Annotated in this window: 27 protein-coding genes; 14 read left to right on the top strand and 13 right to left on the bottom strand. The window is 65.7% G+C overall.

The annotated features are described in order from the left end of the window. Positions 1–7: 7 nt before the first annotated feature. The 3 genes from ACFVMC_RS23205 to ACFVMC_RS23215 all read right to left on the bottom strand — a co-directional run bounded on the left by ACFVMC_RS23205 (position 8) and on the right by ACFVMC_RS23215 (position 2,351). Positions 8–778 carry an acyl-[acyl-carrier-protein] thioesterase gene (locus ACFVMC_RS23205; protein ID WP_379213401.1) on the bottom strand — a complete coding sequence of 257 codons (771 nt, stop codon included), beginning with the start codon at positions 776–778 and terminating at the stop codon, positions 8–10. Between the two features lie 140 nt (positions 779–918). Further along, a complete protein-coding gene (locus tag ACFVMC_RS23210; protein WP_379213403.1) occupies positions 919–2,037 on the bottom strand; it encodes a transglycosylase SLT domain-containing protein in 1,119 nt (372 codons plus the stop codon). Then, the gene (locus tag ACFVMC_RS23215) at positions 2,034–2,351 is read right to left on the bottom strand and encodes a type VII secretion target (RefSeq protein WP_379213405.1); all 318 of its coding nucleotides are present in this window, start codon (positions 2,349–2,351) and stop codon (positions 2,034–2,036) included. Before ACFVMC_RS23215 ends, ACFVMC_RS23210 begins: the two co-directional genes overlap by 4 nt. 235 nt (positions 2,352–2,586) lie before the next feature. On the opposite strand from ACFVMC_RS23215, the gene ACFVMC_RS23220 reads away from it, so the two are divergent. Together ACFVMC_RS23220 and ACFVMC_RS23225 are read left to right on the top strand one after the other, a co-directional pair. Next, complete coding sequence (locus ACFVMC_RS23220) at positions 2,587–3,561, top strand: NADPH:quinone oxidoreductase family protein (protein WP_379213407.1); 975 nt, start codon at positions 2,587–2,589, stop codon at positions 3,559–3,561. Positions 3,562–3,602: 41 nt separating this feature from the next. Then, positions 3,603–4,715: a winged helix DNA-binding domain-containing protein gene (locus tag ACFVMC_RS23225; protein ID WP_379213408.1), complete on the top strand. Its 1,113-nt coding sequence runs from the start codon at positions 3,603–3,605 to the stop codon at positions 4,713–4,715. Positions 4,716–4,781: 66 nt separating this feature from the next. Here ACFVMC_RS23225 and ACFVMC_RS23230 read toward each other — a convergent pair whose 3' ends face one another. Beyond that, positions 4,782–6,452: an FAD-dependent oxidoreductase gene (locus ACFVMC_RS23230; RefSeq protein ID WP_379213410.1), complete on the bottom strand. Its 1,671-nt coding sequence runs from the start codon at positions 6,450–6,452 to the stop codon at positions 4,782–4,784. A 233-nt stretch (positions 6,453–6,685) separates the two neighbouring features. On the opposite strand from ACFVMC_RS23230, the gene ACFVMC_RS23235 reads away from it, so the two are divergent. Beyond that, entirely contained in the window at positions 6,686–7,219 is a 534-nt protein-coding gene (locus ACFVMC_RS23235; protein WP_379213412.1) for a SixA phosphatase family protein, read from the top strand. Here the strand turns inward: ACFVMC_RS23235 and ACFVMC_RS23240 are convergent, their stop codons facing one another. Next, a complete protein-coding gene (locus tag ACFVMC_RS23240; RefSeq protein WP_379213414.1) occupies positions 7,220–7,420 on the bottom strand; it encodes a hypothetical protein in 201 nt (66 codons plus the stop codon). Between the two features lie 105 nt (positions 7,421–7,525). On the opposite strand from ACFVMC_RS23240, the gene ACFVMC_RS23245 reads away from it, so the two are divergent. The 4 genes from ACFVMC_RS23245 to ACFVMC_RS23260 are packed head-to-tail and all read left to right on the top strand — an operon-like array spanning position 7,526 to position 10,350. Further along, positions 7,526–7,981 (top strand): MerR family transcriptional regulator, encoded by a 456-nt coding sequence (locus tag ACFVMC_RS23245; RefSeq protein WP_379213416.1) that lies wholly within the window; start codon positions 7,526–7,528, stop codon positions 7,979–7,981. Then, positions 7,978–8,973, top strand: a complete 996-nt coding sequence (locus ACFVMC_RS23250) for an aldo/keto reductase (protein WP_379213418.1) — start codon at positions 7,978–7,980, stop codon at positions 8,971–8,973. The genes ACFVMC_RS23245 and ACFVMC_RS23250 overlap by 4 nt, the downstream gene beginning before the upstream one ends. 42 nt (positions 8,974–9,015) lie before the next feature. Beyond that, the gene (locus ACFVMC_RS23255; protein WP_379213420.1) at positions 9,016–9,321 is read left to right on the top strand and encodes a GNAT family N-acetyltransferase; all 306 of its coding nucleotides are present in this window, start codon (positions 9,016–9,018) and stop codon (positions 9,319–9,321) included. A gap of 48 nt (positions 9,322–9,369) precedes the next feature. After that, on the top strand, positions 9,370–10,350 hold the full coding sequence (locus tag ACFVMC_RS23260) for a pirin family protein (RefSeq protein ID WP_379213422.1): 981 nt from the start codon (positions 9,370–9,372) through the stop codon (positions 10,348–10,350). Between the two features lie 45 nt (positions 10,351–10,395). On the opposite strand, the gene ACFVMC_RS23265 is transcribed toward ACFVMC_RS23260, so the two are convergent. The 3 genes from ACFVMC_RS23265 to ACFVMC_RS23275 are packed head-to-tail and all read right to left on the bottom strand — an operon-like array spanning position 10,396 to position 12,224. Further along, positions 10,396–10,869 carry an SRPBCC family protein gene (locus ACFVMC_RS23265; RefSeq protein WP_379213424.1) on the bottom strand — a complete coding sequence of 158 codons (474 nt, stop codon included), beginning with the start codon at positions 10,867–10,869 and terminating at the stop codon, positions 10,396–10,398. After that, on the bottom strand, positions 10,866–11,198 hold the full coding sequence (locus ACFVMC_RS23270) for an ArsR/SmtB family transcription factor (protein ID WP_379213426.1): 333 nt from the start codon (positions 11,196–11,198) through the stop codon (positions 10,866–10,868). The genes ACFVMC_RS23265 and ACFVMC_RS23270 overlap by 4 nt, the downstream gene beginning before the upstream one ends. Before the next feature lie 54 nt (positions 11,199–11,252). After that, positions 11,253–12,224, bottom strand: coding sequence for a GlxA family transcriptional regulator (locus ACFVMC_RS23275; protein WP_379214063.1), 972 nt, complete (start codon positions 12,222–12,224; stop codon positions 11,253–11,255). A 109-nt stretch (positions 12,225–12,333) separates the two neighbouring features. Here ACFVMC_RS23275 and ACFVMC_RS23280 point away from each other — a divergent pair, with 109 nt between their 5' ends. Then, entirely contained in the window at positions 12,334–13,278 is a 945-nt protein-coding gene (locus ACFVMC_RS23280; RefSeq protein WP_379213428.1) for an NADP-dependent oxidoreductase, read from the top strand. 66 nt (positions 13,279–13,344) lie between these two features. Then, the gene (locus ACFVMC_RS23285) at positions 13,345–13,983 is read left to right on the top strand and encodes a hypothetical protein (RefSeq protein ID WP_379213430.1); all 639 of its coding nucleotides are present in this window, start codon (positions 13,345–13,347) and stop codon (positions 13,981–13,983) included. A gap of 6 nt (positions 13,984–13,989) precedes the next feature. On the opposite strand, the gene ACFVMC_RS23290 is transcribed toward ACFVMC_RS23285, so the two are convergent. Next, entirely contained in the window at positions 13,990–14,460 is a 471-nt protein-coding gene (locus ACFVMC_RS23290; RefSeq protein WP_379213432.1) for a PaaI family thioesterase, read from the bottom strand. A 77-nt stretch (positions 14,461–14,537) separates the two neighbouring features. Between ACFVMC_RS23290 and ACFVMC_RS23295 the strand changes: the two genes are divergently transcribed. The 5 genes from ACFVMC_RS23295 to ACFVMC_RS23315 all read left to right on the top strand — a co-directional run bounded on the left by ACFVMC_RS23295 (position 14,538) and on the right by ACFVMC_RS23315 (position 18,510). After that, the gene (locus ACFVMC_RS23295) at positions 14,538–15,143 is read left to right on the top strand and encodes a DUF3558 domain-containing protein (protein WP_379213433.1); all 606 of its coding nucleotides are present in this window, start codon (positions 14,538–14,540) and stop codon (positions 15,141–15,143) included. 45 nt (positions 15,144–15,188) lie between these two features. Next, entirely contained in the window at positions 15,189–15,602 is a 414-nt protein-coding gene (locus ACFVMC_RS23300) for a hypothetical protein (protein ID WP_379213435.1), read from the top strand. Beyond that, positions 15,602–16,756, top strand: coding sequence for a hypothetical protein (locus tag ACFVMC_RS23305; RefSeq protein ID WP_379213437.1), 1,155 nt, complete (start codon positions 15,602–15,604; stop codon positions 16,754–16,756). The genes ACFVMC_RS23300 and ACFVMC_RS23305 overlap by 1 nt, the downstream gene beginning before the upstream one ends. A gap of 52 nt (positions 16,757–16,808) precedes the next feature. Further along, positions 16,809–17,567, top strand: a complete 759-nt coding sequence (locus ACFVMC_RS23310; RefSeq protein WP_379213438.1) for an ESX secretion-associated protein EspG — start codon at positions 16,809–16,811, stop codon at positions 17,565–17,567. A 526-nt stretch (positions 17,568–18,093) separates the two neighbouring features. Beyond that, entirely contained in the window at positions 18,094–18,510 is a 417-nt protein-coding gene (locus ACFVMC_RS23315) for a hypothetical protein (RefSeq protein WP_379213440.1), read from the top strand. Between the two features lie 67 nt (positions 18,511–18,577). Here the strand turns inward: ACFVMC_RS23315 and ACFVMC_RS23320 are convergent, their stop codons facing one another. The 4 genes from ACFVMC_RS23320 to ACFVMC_RS23335 are packed head-to-tail and all read right to left on the bottom strand — an operon-like array spanning position 18,578 to position 21,172. After that, positions 18,578–18,919 carry a hypothetical protein gene (locus ACFVMC_RS23320; protein ID WP_379213442.1) on the bottom strand — a complete coding sequence of 114 codons (342 nt, stop codon included), beginning with the start codon at positions 18,917–18,919 and terminating at the stop codon, positions 18,578–18,580. 51 nt (positions 18,920–18,970) lie between these two features. After that, positions 18,971–19,552: a hypothetical protein gene (locus tag ACFVMC_RS23325; protein WP_379213444.1), complete on the bottom strand. Its 582-nt coding sequence runs from the start codon at positions 19,550–19,552 to the stop codon at positions 18,971–18,973. After that, the gene (locus tag ACFVMC_RS23330; protein ID WP_379213446.1) at positions 19,545–20,348 is read right to left on the bottom strand and encodes a hypothetical protein; all 804 of its coding nucleotides are present in this window, start codon (positions 20,346–20,348) and stop codon (positions 19,545–19,547) included. Before ACFVMC_RS23330 ends, ACFVMC_RS23325 begins: the two co-directional genes overlap by 8 nt. Positions 20,349–20,368: 20 nt before the next feature. After that, complete coding sequence (locus ACFVMC_RS23335; RefSeq protein ID WP_379213448.1) at positions 20,369–21,172, bottom strand: hypothetical protein; 804 nt, start codon at positions 21,170–21,172, stop codon at positions 20,369–20,371. Between the last annotated feature and the right edge of the window lie 114 nt (positions 21,173–21,286).

Here is a 21,286-nt window from a genome sequence, read left to right on the forward strand (position 1 = left end):
CCGCCCGCTACGGCAGCGGCATGATGCGCACGACCGTGGTCGTGATGCCGCCGACCACGAACCACAGACGCAGGCTCGGCCGCCCGGAACGGTCGCCGGGCTCGTAGCGGCTGCGCACCGTCACGTGCTGGCGGGCCAGCACCGGCGCGACATATTCGATGATCGCCCGGTGCGGTGCCGCGACCAGCTTCGGGTACTCGACCAGGAACTGTTCCACCGCCTGCCAGTAGCAAGCGTTGTTGACGTGGTTGTAGCTGTCGATATCGGTCGCGCGCACCGGGAACGGCAGATCGGTGTCGGATTCCGGTGGCGTCGGATCGGTCAGGTAGGGCCGCCAGCGCAGCCGGTGCTCCTGGGTGGTCTGCGCCAGGTAGGCCAGGCCCTCGTCGCTGATCCGGGCGGGCATGTTGTTGGACTCGCTGATATTGATCCAGAAGCCCTCGGTCTCGATCAATCCGCCGTTGCCGCTGGTGATCCGCACCCGCATATTCGTCCAGCGGGTGGACATGCTCGAACACCAGCGCAGCAGCTGCACCTCGTCCGGCCACACCACCGGCCGGATGACGTCGATGACCGTGCGCCGGACGATCCAGCTCGGATCGGTGCGGTGCAGGGTGGTGCGGTGCAGTTGCTCCCAGGCGATGTCCTGGAGGTAGCGGGCAATGCTGTCGAACCGCAAACGGTCGTAGGGATCCACGTCGCCGGCCCGGACGGGCCACGCCGAAGCAAAGCCCATGCCCTCCTGGGGAAGCGGGGCGAGTGGCTGATCGACTGACACTGGTGCTCCTCGCGCTGCACGGTGTGCCGCGTGTTTCTTGCGGTGCTCTTCGAGACGACTTTACGGTGCCCGCGTCACACCCTCACGTCGAGATCGGCGTACTCGCCCGTACCGAATCGGGCATGCTGGAGCATCGGCGGTCAGTATCCGACGTAGCTGCCGCCGGAGTTCATCGCCGCGATACCGGGCACGTTGGACAGCGAGCCGTAGCGTTCGATGGCGTATCTGGTGCCGGCGATGATGTTGTCGACCGGGTTGTAGATGTCGTCGTGGCCGGGCAGCTTGTAGGAGTTGAAGGTCGGGTCGATGGTCTGCATCAGGCCCTTGGACGGGATACCGGCCGCGGCGTTGCTGTCCCAGAGGTTGATGGCGTTGGGGTTGCCGCCGGATTCCTTCTCGATGATCTTGGCGATGATGGCGGCCTCGCTGTCATCGATGTCGTAACCGGCCGCGCGCAGCTCCTGGATGGCCTTCTCGATCCATTCCTTCTGCTCACCGGTGGGCATGGTGGTCGGCGCGTCGCTGGTGTACTGGTTGCCGGTGCCGGTTCCCGTTCCGGTGCCGTTGTTCGAGGTCAGATTGCTGCTCGGGCTCTGCGTATTCGGCTTGGTGGTGGACACCGGCGCGGTGACGACCGGAACCTCCTGCTGCACACCGAGTTTGGGTTCACCGAGGCCCTCGTAGGCCGTTTGCAGCTTCGCCACCGCCGTGTCGACCGCGGTCTTGGCAGTGACCGCCACGGCCGCCGCCGAGGCCAGGGCGAAGGCGAGATCCAGTTGCCGCTGGGCGGCGGCCAGCTGCTCGGACACGACCGCCGCCTCGGTGCCGCCGCGGCCGGTGCCCTCGGTGGAGGCGGAATCGCCGGTGGGTGCGGTGTCGGCTTTGCGGATCTCCGCGATCCGCGCGGTCGCGGTGACCACCCCCTCGTCGGAGACCTCGAAGGGCGGCTTCTGGTTCAGCGCGTCGTCGCGCAGGCTCAGCACCTTCGTCTTGGCGTTGGTCAGGTTCTCCACCTGCTGGGTGAAGGCCGTCTTCAGTTCCTGTAGCGCGGCGCTGACCGCCGATGCCCTGGTCTTCTCGGTCTCCATGCGGGCGGAGGCCGCACTCGCCGCGGCGCCGGACCAGTTCAGCCCCTGGGTATCGGTGATGCTTTTGGTGAGCAGGCCGTCGAGTTTGGTCGAGACCGTATTCGCGTGGGTGCCGGCGGCGGTGAGTTTGGTCGGCTCCCAGGCGGCGACGTTGGGAATCGTGAGGGTCATTTCACCTCCAGGCCGATGGTCTTCAGTTTGTCCGCGAAATCCGACTCGGCTAGCTCGTATTTGCCCGCCGCGTTCTGCATGCTGTCCGCGACGGTGGAGAGCCGCTCGTTGAATCGCGTGAGGCAGCGGTTGAGCGTATCGGTCGCCGCGGTGACGGCGGCGCCGAACTCGGTGCCCGGTAGCGCGCCGGAAGCGAAGTTGAATCCCTCGCCCGCGCCCAGACTGCTGACCTGTGTCGCCTCGGTACGCAGATTGCCCGCAAACTTTTGCAGCGCTTCGGAATTCACCTGCAATGTGTCGTTCGGACCTGCCATCGAAAGCCCCCTTCGCCCCGTCCTGAATTCGCGGGCAAGCTTAGCCAAGATCCCACCGGGTGGACAGGCCGTTGGGCGCGGGGATCGCGATCGCACCGTAAGCCGTCCTGCTCACCTCGCGAGCCCGGCCGGTCCGAGGCATCTGCGGGCAAACGCCTTCGGATGGCCGGTTATGTTGGTCACGGTGCAGCGGCGGCCGCCCGGGCCGCCGGCGCAAGGACAGGAAGGTCGACCCATGCGCGCAGCTCAGGTCAGCAAACTCGAGGGACCGGAAGCGGTCGAGGTGGTGGACATCCCGGAGCCCGCGGGCTATCCCGGCGGCGTGGTCATCGACGTGCACGCGGCCGGCGTCGCGTTCCCCGATGTGCTGATGACCCGCGGGCTCTACCAGATGAAGCCCGAACTCCCGTTCGTCGTCGGCGGCGAGATCGCGGGCATCGTGCGGGAGGCGCCCGCCGACGCGCACGTGCGGGCCGGTGACCGGGTGGTCGCGCTGACCCTGCTCGGCAACGCCATGGCCGAGGTCGCGGTCGCGCCCGTGCAGATGGTGTTCAAGCTGCCCGACAACGTCTCGCTCGAGGCCGGGGCGGGCATCCTCTTCAACGACCTCACCGTGCATTTCTGCCTGCGCAACCGCGGCCGGTTGGCGGCCGGCGAGACCGTGCTGGTGCACGGCGCGGCGGGCGGCATCGGCACCTCGACACTGCGGATGGCGCGGGCGCTGGGAGCGGGCACGGTGATCGCGGTGGTGAGCACCGAGGCGAAGGCCGAGGTCGCGCGGGCCAACGGCGCCACCGATGTGGTCCTGACCGAGGGCTGGCTGGCCGCGGTCAAGGAGATCACCGGCGGGCGCGGCGTGGATATCGTGCTCGACCCGGTCGGCGGCGACCGCTTCACCGACAGCGTCCGCTCGCTGGCCTCGGCGGGCCGGCTGCTGGTGGTCGGGTTCACCGCGGGCGAGATCCCGACGGTCAAGGTGAACCGGCTGCTGCTCAAGAACGTCGAGGTCACCGGCGCGGCCTGGGGCGAATGGGTGATGACCCACCCCGGCTACCTGCAAGAACAGTGGGCCGAGGTGGAACCGCTGCTGGCCGACGGCACCATCGCGCCGCCGACCCCGGTGCTGTATCCGCTGGAACGCGCCGCCGAAGCCGTTGCCTCGCTGGACAACCGGACCGCGACCGGCAAGGTCGTCGTCACCCTGCGCTGAACCAGGACAGAACCCGATTCGACTCGTACTGTGAGCCCATCATGAAGCTGTCGAATCGGGTTCTGAACCGCACTCTGCTCGCCCGCCAGCATCTGCTGGAACGCTCCACACTCACCGCGCACCAGATGTGTGAGCACCTCGTCGGCTTGCAGGCGCAGGATGTACCGCCGCCGTTCGTCGGATTGTGGAGCCGAATCGCCGATTTCGACCCGGCGACGGTCTCGGCCGCGCTCGAGGATCGCTCCCTGGTCCGGATCACCTTGATGCGCGGCACCATTCACCTGGTCACCCCGCCGGACGCGCTGCGGATCGCGCCGCACATCCAGCCCGAGCTGGAGAAGATCCCGTTCCGCAAGGGCTTCAATTTCGGTGCCATGGTCGGGCTCGATCCCGACGAGGTGCGCGCGCACGGCGAGGCGGCGCTGGGCGAGGAGCCGATGTCGGCCGCCGACCTGCGCGCCCGGGCCGCCGAGCTGTATCCCGATCGCGATGCGGGCGCGGTCCTGCAAACCTGGCTGTATCAGCTGCCGGTGCTCCAGACGCCGCCGCGTGGCAAGTGGCAGGACAGCAGCCGCCCGGTGTGGTCACGCGTGCAGCCCTGGCTCGGCGCGCCCCTGGACCCGTCGTATCCGCTGGCGGAGTTGCTGATTCGCTATCTCGGCGCGTTCGGGCCCGCCAGCACCATGGACATGCAGACCTGGTCCAAGCTCACCGGTCTCAAGCAGGCCGTCGACCAGCTCGGTGCGCGCGTGCGCACCTACACCGACGAGCGCGGCCGCACCCTCTACGATCTGGCCGACGCCGAACTCGCCGACCCCGATCGGCCCGCGCCGGTCCGTCTGCTCGGCTGGTACGACAATGCCCTGCTCGCACACCAGGATCGGTCCCGGATCGTGCCGGAGAACCAGGCCGTCGTGCTGCGCACCTCCGGTTTGAACGTCTCCTCGATCCTGATCGACGGCTATCTGGCGGGCTGCTACAAACTCTTCCCGAAGGGCGGTGTGGCCCGCATGCGAATCAGTCCGAACCGCACCTGGACTCGCACCGAGCATCAGGAGGTCGAAACGGAAGCCCGGGCCCTGCTCGGCTTCCTGGAGCCGGCTCGCGAGCCGGTCGTCGAAATCCTGGAGCCCGGAGCGGACCTGAAGCCGTGAGGTTTCCGCCCGGGCCGCGGCCGAATCCCAGGGATCGACCACGCGGCTCGGGCGGAACCGACCGGCTCAGCCGCGCGCGGCCTTCAGCAGATCCTCGCGGGTGGTGAACTTGACCCGCGGCCGCCGGGCCGCCTTGCCCGCCGTCTTCTCGGCCTGGTCGATGGACTTCCAGCCCGCCCGATCGACCAGATCCGGCTGCCGCTCGCCGAGCAGCGCCTTGAGCGCGGCGCGATCGCCCTGCGGCTTGGTCAGTTTGCCGCTGATGAAGTCCGAGACCAGCTGCTCCACGGTCTCCTCGGAGTCGGTGCGGTTGGAGCCGATGACGCCGCGCGGGCCCCGCTTGATCCAGCCGCTGACATACACGCCGGGCAGCGGTGCGCCCTCCTCGCCGGTCACCCGGCCGTGCTCGTTGGGCACGACCGCGCGACGCTCGTCGAACGGCAGATCGGCGACGGGTTCGCCCTTGTAGCCGATGGAGCGCAGCACCAAGCCGGTGGACAGCGACTCGGTGCGGTCGGTGGCGCGGGCGACCACCTGACCGCCTTCCTCGACGAGTTCGTTGTGCGCGAACTCGAGTGCCTCCACCCTGTCGGCGCCGGTGAGCGCGGTCGGGGAACCGAGGTAGCGGAAGACGATGCGGCGGTTGGCCGGATCGCGGCGGCCCGCGGCGTACTCCTTGGCGAGGGTGTACTTGAGCCGCAGGTGCGGTTCGACCGACGGGTCGTCGAGCACGGCCTGGCTGGCGGCGTCGAGTTCCAGGTCGGCGTCCTCGACGACGATGTCGACGCCCTTCAGGTGGGCCAGCGCCAGGAATTCCGGCGAGGTGTAGGCCGCCTGCAGCGGTCCGCGGCGGCCGAGTACGACCACCTCACGGATATTGCTGCGGCGCAGCGCGTCCAGCGCGTGGTCGGCGATATCGGTCTTGGCGAGTTCGTCCGGGTCGACGGTGAGCACGCGGGCGACGTCCAGGGCCACGTTGCCGTTGCCGACGATGACGGCGCGTTCGGCCGACAGATCGAACTCGCGGTCGGCGAAATCGGGGTGGCCGTTGTACCAGTTGACGAACTCGGTGGCCGAATGGCTGCCGGGCAGGTCCTCGCCGGGCACGTTCATGCGGCGGTCCGAGGCCGCGCCGACCGCGTACAGCACGGCGTGGTGGTGCCGCATCAGTTCCTCGTGCGAGATGTGGGTGCCCACCTCGACATTCAGGTAGTACTGGAGGGTCTCGCGGCGGAACGCGGACTCGAACAGGTTCGAGACGGTCTTGGTGCCGGGATGATCCGGCGCGACACCGTTGCGGACCAGGCCCCACGGGGTGGGCAGCCGGTCGAACATCTCGACCTCGACATCGGTGCGGCGCAGCAGTTCCTCGGCCGCGTAGCAGGCCGCGGGCCCGGCGCCGACGATGGCCACGCGCAGGGTGCCGAGTTCCTTCGGCGGGCGCGCGGGCGTCACGATCGGGTCGAAGTTGGATTCCAGCGGGTGCCGCTGGAAGTAGGCGGCGTTGATGTCGCGGTAGCGCGCCAGCGACGCGGCCAGGTCGTCTTCGGAGAAGATGGCCTCCACCGGGCACGCGTCGACGCAGGCACCGCAGTCGATACAGGTGTCCGGGTCGATGTAGAGCATCTCTGTCGTCGCGAACTCCGGCTGGTCCGGGGTGGGACGAATGCAATCGACCGGGCACTCGGAGACGCAGCTGGCGTCGTTGCAACAACGCTGCGTGATGACGTAGGCCATAGTGTGCAGATCCTCGAAATGTGCGTGGGCTGGATGCCACCCGTCGGGTTATGCGGTGGTCGGGCGGTGTCACCGTTCGCGGGTCGCGCGGAATGTGACGCCGCTTTCAGTGTGCCCGAAGAGTGGCGCACGCCTCGCTCCGGACCGACCACGGTCCTATCACAGCGGGTCGCGGGCGCGTCAATCCCCCACCACATGCTGAGACGGCGGGGCGGGCGCTTACGGTAGACCCCATGGTGCGGACTCTGATCCTCATGCGGCACGGCAAGTCCGATTACCCGGAGGGTGTGGCCGATCACGAGCGCCCGCTGGCCACGCGCGGGCTGCGGGAAGCGGGCCTGGCCGGGCAGTGGCTGCGCGAGACGCAGCCGCCGATCGACGCGGTGCGCTGCTCCACCTCACTGCGGACGCGAGAGACCTTGGCCGCCACGGGAGTCGGGGCGCCGGTGGTGTTCGAGCGTGGCATCTACGAGGCGTCGCCTGGCACCCTGATCGAGCTGGTCCAGCTGGGCTTACCCACCCCGTCGGCTTCGCCTCCCGCCATCCCCGAGCGTGACGACGAGGTGTCGACCCTGCTGGTGATCGGGCATGCGCCGGGCATGCCGTGGACCGCCTGGGAGCTGGCCGCCAACCGCGATTCGGCGCAGGCGATCGAGCTCAGCCGCAAGTTTCCCACGTCGGCGCTGGCGGTCCTCGAATTCGACCGGCCCTGGGCCGAGGTCGAGCCGGGCACCGGGGAACTCACGCGTTTCCACGTGCCGCGCTAGCTATTTCAGTAGTTTGCCGCCGACCACGACGACGCTGGCCACGATCAGCAGCAGCACGAAGGCGGCGAAACCGCCCAGCAGCCACCACACCACGCCGAGCGCGAGGACGACCGGCGCCACCGCGACCGCGGTGATGAAGGGACTTTCCCGGACCGTGGCCCACGCCGAGCGGGCGCGGATCCGGTCGATTTCCTTAGCCATGCTCCCAGGGTAGGCGCGTGTTCGAAGTCCGTCGCGGAATTAGTCTTGCTTGGAGTGCACTCCAGGTGGGTAGCGTCGTTCGTGTTCTTCGAGAAGGGCGGATTGATGAGTATTCCAGCAGGTCAGAGCGACATCACTGACAATGACCGGCCGGTGTACTCGATCGGCGAGGTGTCGGAACGATCCGGGCTGAGCCGGGACACGCTGCGCTGGTACGAGCGGATCGGCCTGATGGACTACGTCGGCCGCGACCACAGCGGCAAGCGCCGGTTCAGCAATCGGGACCTGGAGTGGCTGGCGCTGATCGGGCGCCTGCGCACCACCGGGATGTCGGTGGCCGACATGGTCCGCTACGCCGAGCTGGTGCGGGCCGGGGACGCCACGATGCCGCAGCGGCTACAGATGTTCCGCAACACCCGCGCCGACGTACTCGCCCAGATCGAGGAACTCCGCAAGACCGTCGAGGTCCTGGATTACAAGATCGCCCTGTATTCCGGTGACTCGGCGGCCGAGCGGCCAGACCTGCTGATCGCGAACGACTGCAAAGGAATTCGGCAATGACATTTCCGGTCACCACACTGGGCACCAGCGGCATCGAGGTCGGGGTCCAGGGCCTGGGCTGCATGGGTATGAGCGAGTTCTACGGAACCTCCGACCTCATCGAATCCCGTGCGACGCTGGATCACGCACTGGAACTGGGCATCACCATGTTCGACACCGCCGACATCTACGGTTCCGGGCACAACGAGGAATTCCTCCGCGAGTTCGTCCGCGCGAATCGCGACCGGCTGGTGCTGGCCACCAAGTTCGGCATCGTCCGCAAGGCCGATGACCCCGCCTTCCGCGGCTTCGACAACTCACCCGGCTACATTCGCGCTGCCGTGGACGCGAGCCTGCGCCGCCTGGGCGTGGACGTCATCGACCTGTACTACATGCACCGGCGCGACCCGCGGACGCCGATCGAGGCAACGGTCGAGGTCATGGCCGAACTCGTCGCGCAGGGCAAGGTCCGGGCCCTGGGCCTGTCGGAGGTGACCGGCGACGAACTGCGCGCCGCGCACGCCGTGCACCCGATCGCGGCCGTGCAGTCGGAATGGTCGCTGTTCTCCCGGGACGTGGAGCGCACCGCGGTGCCCGCCGCCGCCGAACTCGGTGTCGCCTTCGTGCCCTATTCGCCGCTGGGCCGCGGCTTCCTGACCGGCAAGCTGACCACCACCGAACCGGGTGATTTCCGCGCCGCCATGCCCCGGTTCTCCGGGGACAACGCCGCGCGCAACGCGGAACTGCTCACCCCGCTGCGCGCCATCGCGGCGGCCCGGGACGTCACACCCGCCCAGGTGGCGCTGGCCTGGTTGCACGCCCAGGCGGACGCGCACCGGCTGCCGGTGATCCCGATCCCGGGCACCCGCAGCCGAATTCGCCTGGCGGAGAACGCCGCCGCCGCGACACTGACGCTCTCGGCCGATGAACTCGCCACCCTGGAGCCGATCGCGGATCAGGTCGCCGGACCGCGCTACGCGGACATGTCCTTCACCTCCGCCGGACGGGAGTGATAATCGAGCCGCCCTGACCCCGAGGACGAAGGAGAGGCAAGTATGAGCGAGCCGAGTGCGGCGGTCAGCCGCAACGAGGACAAGAGCCGGTACGAGGTCTTCTACGGCGGGGAGTTGGCGGGGTTCGCGGAGTACGAGGAACCCGGGAACGAGACGGTGTTCATCCACACCGAGATCGGTGACGCGTTCGCCGGCAAGGGGCTGGGGAAGGTGCTGGCCAAAACGGCGATCGAGGATGTGATCGGGCGAGGCCGGGTGATTCGGCCGCTGTGCCCGTTCATTCACGCGTATCTGGACAAGCACCCGGAGTACGACGCGCACGTGATCGGCAAAGGCGCGACGGCGTGAGCAAGCCACAGCGCGCACGCCGGCGCCGAGCATCGTCGAGGTGCGGGCATGAGTGATCTCGACACGAGTCCGGACGAGCAGCTGTGCGAGCCGTCGCCGGGGCCCGGGCCGGTAGCGGAGCTGTTCCCGGCGCGCGAGGTGCCGCTGGGCGGCGTGCGCGGCGTATTCGTCGAACGCGTGCTGCCGCAACGGGATCTGCCGACGGTGGGCGCGTGGTGTTTCTTCGACCACTTCGGTTCGCCCACGGTCACCAAGACCGGCGCGCCACCGAATATCGACCCGCACCCACATATCGGCTTGCAGACGGTGACCTGGCCGTTCACCGGGCAGATCCGGCACCGTGATTCGGTGGGCTCGGATGTCGAGATCCACCCGGGCCAGCTGAACCTGATGACCTCCGGTCGCGGGATCGCGCACTCGGAGTACTACTCCGAGGACGCGCCCGCCAGTCACGGGCTGCAACTGTGGATCGCCCTTCCCGGCAACGCGACCCAGGTCGACCCGCATTTCGAGCAGCACCGCGAGCTCCCGGTGTATCGAGAAGTGGGGGTGCAGGCGATCGTGCTGATCGGCTCGCTGGCCGGTCGCACGTCACCCGCGCGGGCGTACACGCCGATCCTCGGCGCGGATGTCCGGCTGGAGCCGGGCGCCACGGTGACGCTGTCGCTGAACCCGCGGTTCGAGCACGCGATCATGGCGATCGGCGGCGACCTGACGGTCGCGGACACCCAGCTCGAGCCGGGCCCGCTGCTCTATCTGGGCACCGAGCGAACCGAGCTGCGGCTCGACACCGCCGCGGGCGCGCACTTCCTGCTGATCGGCGGCGAGCCGTTCGCGGAGGAGCTGGTGATGTGGTGGAACTTCGTGGGCCGCAGCCATGAGGAGATCGTCGCGGCCCGCGACGATTGGGAGAACCGGAACACCGAGCGGTTCGGGCCGATCGCGGGTCATCCCGCGGAGCAACGGATTCCGGCCCCGCCGCTGCCCGGTCTGCATCTGAAACCACGCAAACGCCGTGCCTGCCATTAGGTTTCGGGCCGCCACCCGTTGCGGTGGCGGCCCGGCCCGGCGGCTTCAGCTCGCGAGCAGCCGATCCAGCGCGCGGTAGCTCTCGTTCAGTCCGCCCTCCATGCCCGACTGCACCATGCCGTCGCGTTCCTCGGCGGTGTGGAAGATGCTGTCGGTGATCACCTTGGTGCGACCGTCGCCCAGGTCGACGAACGTGGCGGTGTCGATGGCGACGTGCGCGGGCATGCCGTCCCATTCGAAGGACTGCACGATTCGCTCCTCGGGCACGATCTCGCGGAAGCGGCCCTCGAAGCCGTGCTGTTCGCCGTCGGAATGTTCGACGAAGCGCCAGTGCCCGCCCTTGCGGAATTCCCAGCGCTCGATGTCGAGCCGATTACCGCGGCCCCACCATTGGCTGAGCTGCTCGACCCGGGTGTAGGCGGCCCACACGCGGGCGAGCGGGGCGTCGAAGACGCGTTCGATGTGGATATCGCGGTCGCCGGTGGTGGTGACGGTGGCGTCCTTGGTCGGTGTGCTCATTGGTCGTGCTCCGTTCGCTCGAGGAATTCGCCGAGACGGTCCATCCGGGCTTCCACCATGCGCCGGTAGTTCTGTAGCCACGCCACTTCACGGTCGAAGTCGTGCTCGCCGAGCCGGCAGTACCGGACTCGGCCCCGTTTCTCGGTGACGATCATGCCCGCATCCTCGAGCAGCCGCAGATGCTTCTTCATGCCGGTCAGGGTCATGTCGAAGCGCTGCGCCAGCTCGGTGACGGACGCGGGCCCGCGCCCGAGGTGCTCCAGGATCCCGCGCCTGGTGGGATCCGCGAGCGCCCCGAACGATGCGCCCAGGGAGTCATACTGAACCATCTAGTTCAGTGTTGCTCGAGTGATCGGCACTGTCAACAGCTTCCCGGAAACGACTCAGGCGGCCCCGCGAAAATTGCGGCGATAGGCATGGGGCGCGATGCCCAGCGCGGCGCGCATCTGCTGTCGCAGCGAGTTGGCGGTGCCGAAACCCGCACGGTGGGCGACCAGATCGATGCCGAGATCGCTGTTCTCCAGCAGGTCACGGGCGCACTCCAGGCGCTGCGCGGTGAGCCAGCGGCTCGGGGTGACCCCGACCTCGTCGCGGAACCGGCGGGTGAAGGTGCGCACGCTCATCCGGGCATGCGCGGCCATCTCCTCCAGCGAGGTCGGTTCGGCCAGCCGTTCCAGCAGCCACACCCGGGTCGGCGCGGTGGACGCCGTGACCGGTTCCGGCACCGGGCGCTCGATGAACTGCGCCTGACCGCCGTCCCGCCACGGCGACACCACGCACCGGCGCGCGGCCCGATTGGCGACCGCCGTCCCGTGATCGCGGCGCAGCAGGTACAGGCAGAGGTCGACACCGGCCGCGATGCCCGCGGCCGTGAGCACGTCACCGTTGTCGACGAACAGCACGTCCTCGTTCACGCGAACGCGCGGAAAAGCCCGGCGGAACTCCTCGGCACGCATCCAATGCGTCGTGGCCACGCGGTCGTCCAGCAGTCCGGCGGCGGCCAGTACATAACTGCCGGTGCACATCGACACCAGCCGGGCATCGGGCCGGACCCGCGCCAGGGCGGCGGCCAGCGGCTCCGGCAGCGGACCGCCGGTCTCCAGCGCACCGAGCCGATGGGTCGGCGGAATGATGACGGTGTCCGCGGCTTCGAGCGCCTCCGGCCCGTATCCGACCGCGAGGTCGAATCCCTGATCGCAGCGCACCGGCCCGCCGTCCACCGAGCACACCGTCACCTCGTACAGCGCGGCCCCTTCCGGCGCGCAGACCTCACCGAAGACCCGGGACGGGATCCCGAGTTCGAACAGCGGCACACCGTCCAAGGCGAGCACGACAACACGATGCGGCGCGGCAATCATGGCCGGATTCTGTCACATATTGGCTATCCGGCCAGTACCGTGCCGGGCCCCGAATCGGCAATCTAGGTCCCGCACAGCACTCGAGCTGGGCAGAAAGGGACTCACCATGAGCACCATGCTTGCCGTCACCGTGTCCGAATGGGGCGCGCCCGAAGTACTGCGAACCGAGCGGATCGCCCGACCGGAGCCAGGACTCACCGAGATCCTGGTGCGGGTGCATGCGGCCGGAGTCAACCCGGTCGACTGGAAGACCCGGGCGAGCGGGGCGGTGATCACCTGGGGCGAAACACCCATCGTGGGCTGGGATGTTTCGGGGACCGTCGAGGCGGTCGGCGCCGGCGTCACCCTCTTCCAACCGGGCGACGAGGTGTACGGCATGCCCGCGTTCCCGCACCAGGCCGGAGCCTACGCGGAATATGTTGTGGCACCGGCCCGTCAGTTCGCCCCGAAGCCGGAAACACTGTCGCATGTCGAAGCCGCCGCGCTGCCGCTGGCCGGGCTCACCGCCTGGCAGTCGCTGGTCGACACCGCGGATGTGCGTGCGGGACAGCGGGTTCTGATCCACGCCGCCGCAGGGGGCGTCGGTCATCTGGCCGTGCAGATCGCCAAGGCGCGCGGCGCCTACGTCATCGCGACCGCACGTGCGGACAAACACGAGTTCTTGCGGTCGCTGGGTGCGGACGAGGTGATCGATTACACCGCGGTCGATTTCGCTACCGCGATCGGCGAAATCGACGTCGTGCTCGACGCTTTCGGCGGCGACTACGGCGTGCGGTCGCTGCCGGTGCTCAAGCGTGGCGGCTACCTGGTGGTGCTGCCCAGCGGGGAGGACCTTCCACCCGCCGAAGACGCGCAGGCGCTCGGCGTCCGAATCGGCTGGAATGTCGTAGAGCCGGATGGCCACGGCCTGCGCGAACTGGCGGCCCTGGTCGCGTCAGGTCAGCTGCGAGTGCGGATCGACACCGTGCTGCCGCTGGCCGACGCCGCGAAGGCGCACGCCTACGGCGAGCTCGGGCGGACCACGGGAAAGATTGTCCTCCAGGTCATCTGAGCTTCTGCTGACGCGGCCGAGCCGGTATCTTCGGGCGGACTGTTCGGCGCTAGGGGAAGTTGCACGATGAGATTGAGCAGATTCGCGGTCGCGGCGGTGCTGGCCGTGGCGGCACACGGCCTGGTGGGCGGCGCGGCGCAGGCCGAGCCGCCCAGCGAGATGGCGGTGGACAGCACCCCGCTGCACCTGCGGGGCAGCTTCCAGGAGGTGGCGTACGAGGTGGGTGTCGCACCGGATCGCCGGTCGACCGTCACCACGCTCCAGCACGGCCGTTTCGCGTTGATCGCGGACAACAAGGTGGTGACGGTCGCCGACGACGCGGGACGGGTAATCGCCGCACTGCCGACCGTGGTCGACATCGAAGGCCGCAAGGTCGACCTCGCGCCGGTGGTCGACGAGGCCGGAACCCGGCTGACCCTCGCGCCGCCGAACCAGTCCGGTACCCCGGTCCGCGAAATCGGCGCGCAGGAGCGCTTCTTCGCCGATCTCGAGCGCTACCAGCCGCAGGTCATGCAGGGCGCGGCGATCGGCGCGGCGATCGGCTTCCTGGCCGGATTCCCCTTGGGGCTGTTCGTGTTCGACATCGTCACCGTGCCGATCGCCACCGTCGTCGGCGCGGTGATCGGCGGGTTCGTCGGCCTGCACCAGGCAGGCGGACAGGAATCCATCGACGCGGCGATCGCGTACGTCACCGGGCAGCCGTGAGCCGAGTCAGGCGCGGCGCGGCCGCAGCACGGCGGTGAAAGCCGACGTGGCCACGGCCTTTCCGGTGCCGTCGGTGATGGTCACCGGCACGATCAGCTCGATATCGACGCGGTCGGCGATCTGCGCGCGGATGCCCGCCAGGGCGTCCGGCTGAATCTCGGAGGTCGCCAGGAACGGACCGGAGTCACCCTTGGCGCGAGCCAGGTACTCGATCCGGCCGTCCCGGGCGACGATGAACGTCTCGCCCATGAGATCCACGATGCCGGAGACGGCGGCGCCCATCGCCGCCGTCTCGGCCAGGCCGAACAGCACGGCGGCGTGCAGATCGCCGTTGTGATTGAGATGTTCGGGCTTGGGCGCGATCGACACCACATTGCGGCCGGGCGCGAACTCCACGCCCTCGATCCCGGCGTACTGGATGAAGCCCAGCTTCTGGAACCCTGCCATCACCAACTCGCCCATGGCGGCGCTGTCCATCGATTCTCCCGCGACTGCCCGAAGTGAAACCTGTTCTAATTCGTACAGGGGAGAACAACGGTTGTCCATCGGATAGAGTGCTGGGGAAGCTGACGCAGAAAGTGGGGGTGTCGATGCGAGCCATCGCCGGGTCGTTGTTGATGGTCGGAGTTGTGGGCGTGGGGTCGCTGCTGGCCGGGTGCCAGTCGGAGACCAAGGGTGGAGGGACGAGCACCCCCGCCGAACCGTCGATCGCGGAGAACGTGCCGACGGGGATCGATCCGTGCAACTTGCCAGCGGACGTGTTGAAGTCGATTCATCCGAAGTTGAAGAAGGGCACCACCGACGACAACAGCGCACGGGGGAAGATCAAGTGGCAAGGCTGCCGCTACGTCATATCCAACGGTAACGGCTATTCAGCGCATGTCAGCCTGACCAATTTGACCCTGGACATGGTCCGTGAAAAGAACTTTCCAGGGGAACGCGAGACGACAATCAACGGGCGCACCGTACTGACCACCCACCAGGAAGCGGATCCGACCGGTGATGAGAACTGCGTGCTGTACGCACAAATGAACGGTGGCAGCTTGGAGTTCGGAGTCAGCAACTCGAACTCCGCTCCAGAAACTGGGGCATTGAGTGCGTGTGATATCGGAATGTCGATGGCAGAGAAGATCGTGCCATTGATTGCAGCAGGTTCGTAAGCAATCGTTGCTGTAAAGGTTTGTTAGCAGGGAGGGAACCCGATCATGACCGGTGAGGTGACTGCAACGGGGTCGATGCAAGAGTTCATCAGCGCCGCCAAGACAGGCGAGTTGACGACATCGTTCAACAACGACATGCGACTCAACGCCGAAGAATTCGCTGGCATCATAAAAGCATGCCAAGCACAGAAGGCAAAGATCAAAGAACTCCAGGAGATCGCAGATTCCATATCGAACCGCCAGATCTGGGGGCTGGGCGAGGCGGCGGATAACTGGATCGAGTCCGGCAAGATTTTGGTGAGTCGCTTCAAGTCCAAAGGTTCCGAGGTCAAGGAAGTGCTACAGAAGCACTGGACCCGGATCGATGAGATCGAGCAACTACACGTCGCAATCGCCCAGCGTTTCGAACAGGCCGACGCCACCTTCGCCTCCCGCTACCAAGAATTGCTCGCAGCGTAATGACCATTGAATACGAAGCCTCCGAGATCGATAAGAAGCGCCTGAACGACAACCCGGACAACAAGTCCCACGTCGAAATCTACGGCGCGTTCATGACTTTGAACCAGGGCGAAGCCGATCTGGCCCGGGCCGACTACGCCAAGATCGCCACCGAATGGAACACCGGCATCCAGGAATTCGCCGAGAAGATCAGGCGCTCGAGCGCCCTCGCCTGGGATGGCACCGCCGCTCGCGCGGCATCGACCGCGATCGGCAACTACGCGAATGACGCGCTCAACCTCGTCCCGCAGTTGCAGGAGATGAGCACCCGCGTCAATGATGGCGTAACCGCGGTGTCGAACACCAAGACCGGCATGCCCGAGTTCTCCGACGACCCGCAGACGCCATGGAATCCCGGCGATACCGATGTGCTCAGTTTCATCGGCATCGGCGACGGTGACGGTGGTCAGGCCGACCTGGAGGAGAAGGCCCAGAAATGGGTCCAAGCCACCTATTTCAACCCGGTCGGTGAAGCCGACCGCAAGCTTCCGGTGCTGTCCTCCCCCACCGCGATCCAGAGTTCCGAGGAACTCCCGAACGAGGTCAAACCGAACAGCAACAACCCGGATACCGGCTCGCCGGGCACCACCAACGCGCCCAGCAGCGACAACCCGACGACTCCGGCGTCGACCGAAGCCCCTTCGGCGGCACCGACTTCGCCGCAGTCCACCGGTGTCCCCACCGCCGGCGTCCCCACCACGGGCGTGCCGACCACCGGTGTACCCACCACGAGCGCACCGACCAGCCCGGCGGCGACCAATACGCCGAAGTCGAACGTGCCCACCACCGGTATCCCGCGCACCGGGACACCGGGTTCCGGTGTCCCGGGCTCGGGCAGGCCGACGACCGCCACGCCGGGCACGCCGAAAACCGTTTCCGGCGTCCCCGGCACCGCCAACCCCACCGCCGCGAGCACGGCCAGTAAGGCCGCCGGTACCGGAGCTGGGCGCGGTATGAGCGGCATGCCGGGCATGGGCGGTATGGGCAACCGCGGCGGTCAGGGCAGCGACGACGACGAGCACCAGACTCCCGACTACCTGATCCAGGATCGCGAATCCGAGCTGATCGGCAAGATCGATCCCGCGCTACCGCCGGGCGGGGTCATCGGAGGCTGACCACTCGCCCGTCCTGCCCGAATCAAGCACTACCCGAACGGATTTCACGCCCATGTCCTGGCTCTGGGACCTCGATGCCTTCGCCACCCACTGGTACAACGACCGCAACGATCGCATGCCGACCCCGTTGCGCTATCGCAGCCGTTTCCCGTTCCGGGACGACCAGTACGACTATCAGGCGAAGGTGCGCGCCGAGCTCGTCGGCGAGGAACGCGAGCGCGTCGCGCTGCTCGTGCACACCGTCTCGCACTGCGAGCTGCGTATCGAGATCCGCGGTACCACTCGGGAACGGCAGGGCGGGCCGGCCCGGGACTACCGCGTGGTCGGCGCGCAGAACCAGCAGTGGGCCGCCGTCCTGTGCCAGGTCGGCTCGGGTGAGGATTTCGGTGCCGTACGCGCCACTCTCCTACCCGCACAACAGCTTCCGGCGGCCCTGACCGCGAGTATCCTGGGCTGCGCCCCCGGCAAGCAGGCTCGTGCCACCTTCCACCTCGACGACTTGAAACCCCCCACCGGCTACACCCAGTCGGCCAACACTCCGCGCGCCCGCTTCGAGCGCATGGTCGTCCACCCCACCACCGGCGGCGGCCACGCCATCCTGCACCTCGGCAACTACCACGCGCCCCGCACCACCTCCCGCGCCGCCCGCTGGTACGACCTCGCCGACGACGGCCGCTACCTCGAACAGCGCAACCGCACCCACCTCGACATCCGCCCCGCCACCCCCGCCGAACACACCGCCATGTTCACCCGCTGGATCGACCAGGCCACCACCCACCTCCGCGCCCGCGCCGACGAGGCATACCGCTGACTCACCAAGTGACAGCAGGCAATTCGATATCGATCGGGAACGGACGATCCACCCGCACGCCCTTTGACGCACCCCCTCGAGAGGGTATCCACTCCCCTCCGGCAGCAAGTCGAAGGTGGTGGACAACCATCGCCACATCCGCGTGACCGTAAGGACAAATTCCGACACCACTTGTCCGCGAGTTCCGAAACAGCCGCGTCGGTTCGGACGCCCCCGGCATCCCCGAATTTCGACACCACCCGAACTCGGCATTCATCGCGCTCGACCGAATTGCAGCTGAGACCAGCGGGTTCCCCGGTTTGGTAGCCGAGCCGGGCAACGGTGTCGAGATACGCGTAAAGAGCCCTCCTCGTCCTCGATCCGCCCGAACCACCTGCGCGTAGTGCGGCGGCGAAGCTCGCGGCCCCGTGACAGGACACGCGATTCGGTCCACCCGGCTTCGCGCCGGGGGAACCGCGCCGAACCTGTCGGTGACCGCACCTACCCTTGGCGGCATCCGATCGAGCCGCATGTGGGGGAGCGAGTGATGAACGATCCGAGCTTGTCCGAGGCAACTGTCCAGCAAGTTCAGCTGGAATTGATCCGCAGATCGAGTTTCAACTGCTTCGACGGGGACCTGGTCGCCGACAGTCTGACGCGGCACCGCGACCTGTGGCTCGCAGCATACATGGACCGTTTCGGCTTGGCGCACAAGAAACATCGCGATTGGTTCGCATCGGGTTCGCTGATCAAACTGCGTGACCTGCCCGGCGGCCGATGGAATGTCGACACCCTCGTCGTCCTCACCGAAACCACCGACCAGGCACAGCAATTGGCGCACATCGCCGAGCAGGAGAACTGGCAGGCAGACGATGTGACAGTCCAGGACAACACCGACGAACTGGCCTTCGCCCTCGGCATGTGGCCCACCGACCACAAGGTGCTCAGCGTCTGGTGGGACTGACACAACGCATTCGACCCCTGCCCCTTACCGAGCTGGGGCAGGAAACATCCCCTTCACCGAATCAGATTTAGCCCGAAGCTTTGGCGATGTCGTCCAACTTTTGCTGCTGTTTCTTCGTGTCAACTTCCTGCTGTTCCTGTTGTTCTCCAAATGTCACTACTGCAGCATGCAGAGCGTTCCCAATCTTTTCCGCCGCAGGCACACCCTCGTTCAAACGATCTTTAATATAGGCCGACGCCTGCGCATATGCCCACCAAGCGTTGTAAAAGAGTGGGCCAAACTCCACACTGGTATATTGCAATGGCTCGATCAATGCAGCTGCAGCTTTCAGGTCCGGCGCCACCTTGTTAAGCCAGACCTTTGAGACGGCTTCCATCAATTCGAGATCAGCTTTTAACTCTCTAGCCATGAGATCAGCGTTCCTATCATATAGGCGTGTTTATGAAATCCCGTCTGTTAATCAGCCATGATTAACCCACCACGCCGCCTCAACCTCGGTTGAAATTGCTTCCCCCCACGGATGCCCTTCAAATTCTTCATCAATAATGAATTCATTGTAATTTGCAGGTGAATCGCCCCAGTTGGTAATTGTCAGCGCAGAGACTCGAGGGGCTATCGAGGAATTCTTCAACATTCTAGCAATCAGAGAACCCATCGGCCGCATATCGTTCGGGCTATCGATATTCGGCGCATCAAGATCCACCCCAACGGCAACCATCCCTGGTTCGCCAGCAGGTTCAACAACCCGAACCGCAAAGAAACATACCCCTTCCGGGAATTTCAGTTGCGACACCTCAAGATTCAGCTGCTTCTCATCCGAATTTTGAGATGGCAATATAGGCACAGCAGGACACTTCTGCCCAGCTACCGACGGCATTATTGACGCGGGAATCCCCGGTCGCTCCACTGGTGCTGGAGCATCCCCCTCGGAAGTACACCCCGCCAGCAGACAGGCCGCGGGCAGAACAATCCGAAGAATTCTGCGAATCAATTGGTCATACACCAACACGCTTTCTGAATATCGAGATAGCATGTCAATCATCCTTGCCATCCTGGCGCCAATCGTCATCTTTGTTGTCGTATTCCTGCGCCTCGGGACTCGGCCACGCCGCATTTCCTTCGCTGTTGACCAGCCCAACGGGTGCCTTGATCATATTTTGCAGTTCATTCTGAGCGATCCACACCTTCGTTTGAACTTCGGCGAAATTGGTGACAAGTTCAACAACTAATTCCACAGCAGCGACGATTGCCGAGTTCATGTTATTGACGGTCCAGAGTGCAGCCGCCCCCGCAGTAGCTTCCGTCTCAATTATCGCAACGCTAACCTCGGCCAGCACTGTCGCAAGCTTATCAACCACCGCTTTGTACATGATACGTCCCTCCTCTGCCACGGTAAGGAGGTTTTCGTGAATCTTCTCGCAAAGTCCCGTGATCGTGGTCATTGCCGTTGTCTGACTCAGCTTGGACTGTTTGAATGATTTATAGGCACTTCCGTCCCACTGCCCCTCCATATCCAACTTGTTGTCATTTTGGATCCCGTTCACACGGCCGACGGCCGCACCAACCTGCTGCCATTTATCCGCGTAGTCGACGAATAGCCACGGCGCGAACGCCCCCTGGACAAGATCAGCCAAGGTGCTAATTAGCTTCTTCAGCTTCTCCTGTATTTCATCTCGCTCATCGGTGAACATTAACCAAATCCCGAAAGCTTTCGTCTTTATCTCGTCAAAGCAGTCGTTGATCTGATCGGGCAGTTCTCTGATCTTCTTTTCTGCATCAACAAATGATATACGCAGCTCGGCTAATTTCTGTTCGTTCAGTTCCGGATACTTAGACACCCGCCAACCCCTCTAGCTAATTAGACGCCGTTTCGCAACAGCTGCGCTTCGTGTCGATTCAATCGGCCAGCGAGTTGCTGATCAGATTCTTGATCCAAATAGATGTCTCTAACATACTCAAGCCGATCGACTCGAACCTTGTTGCAACAGTCGACAATATCTTGCGCTAGATAGGAAACATCTACTTCCGCAGCCCAACTCGGATCGATCGTTAAGGATAGGATCCGCGAGCGTGATGCGGTTACGATCAGCCCGGGCTCGTTGTACGCGTTGTACCCCGGTCCGTTCAATGTGTAGGTAGCCCGGCGGAAGAGCTTGTCGTACAACTCTTTGAATTCTTCGTGAGTACGAGTCCGCAGCAACAGTGGCGTGGCATCACGCAGCGACGGCAATGTCGGCCGAGGTTTGATCCCTGCCTCCATCAACCGCGTTGCTTCAGCCAGCCTCCCGTGCTGATAGGCGTCCATGATGGATTGCCCGTATTCAGGAGGTGAAAATGAAGCTTTCCATGAAGGCTTCAACACAATTCGTATCGGCAGTCCGTCCGCCGCGACTTCAACATCGATCATCGAAGTCTTCGCAGGCAAAGCGTCACGCCGCCCGGATGCCGCAGCAGCTATGGCACTCTCCGCAGAAGGAGTTACAGATGCAGATTCGCTGGCGGATCCAGCACCAGCGTCGGAGTTCGAACTGAACGAGGGCTGCGTTTTCGCATAAGAAGTTGGTAAGGGCGGAGGAGCAGATTTCGACGCACGCGGCTGGAGTGGCTCCTCGTCCCAGTATTCGTCCGGATCATCGTAGTGATTGTAAACCCCGCCCGCCACGCATCCACCTCACAAACTTGATCGCCTCGATTCCAGGATGGCTCACCGGTGAATCCCTCCCTTACAGACGATCTAAGGACAGCTGGCGGGCTGTTGTCAATTGCCGTCGGTCTA

This window comes from Nocardia sp. NPDC127579 (assembly GCF_042672005.1).
GTDB lineage: Bacteria > Actinomycetota > Actinomycetes > Mycobacteriales > Mycobacteriaceae > Nocardia.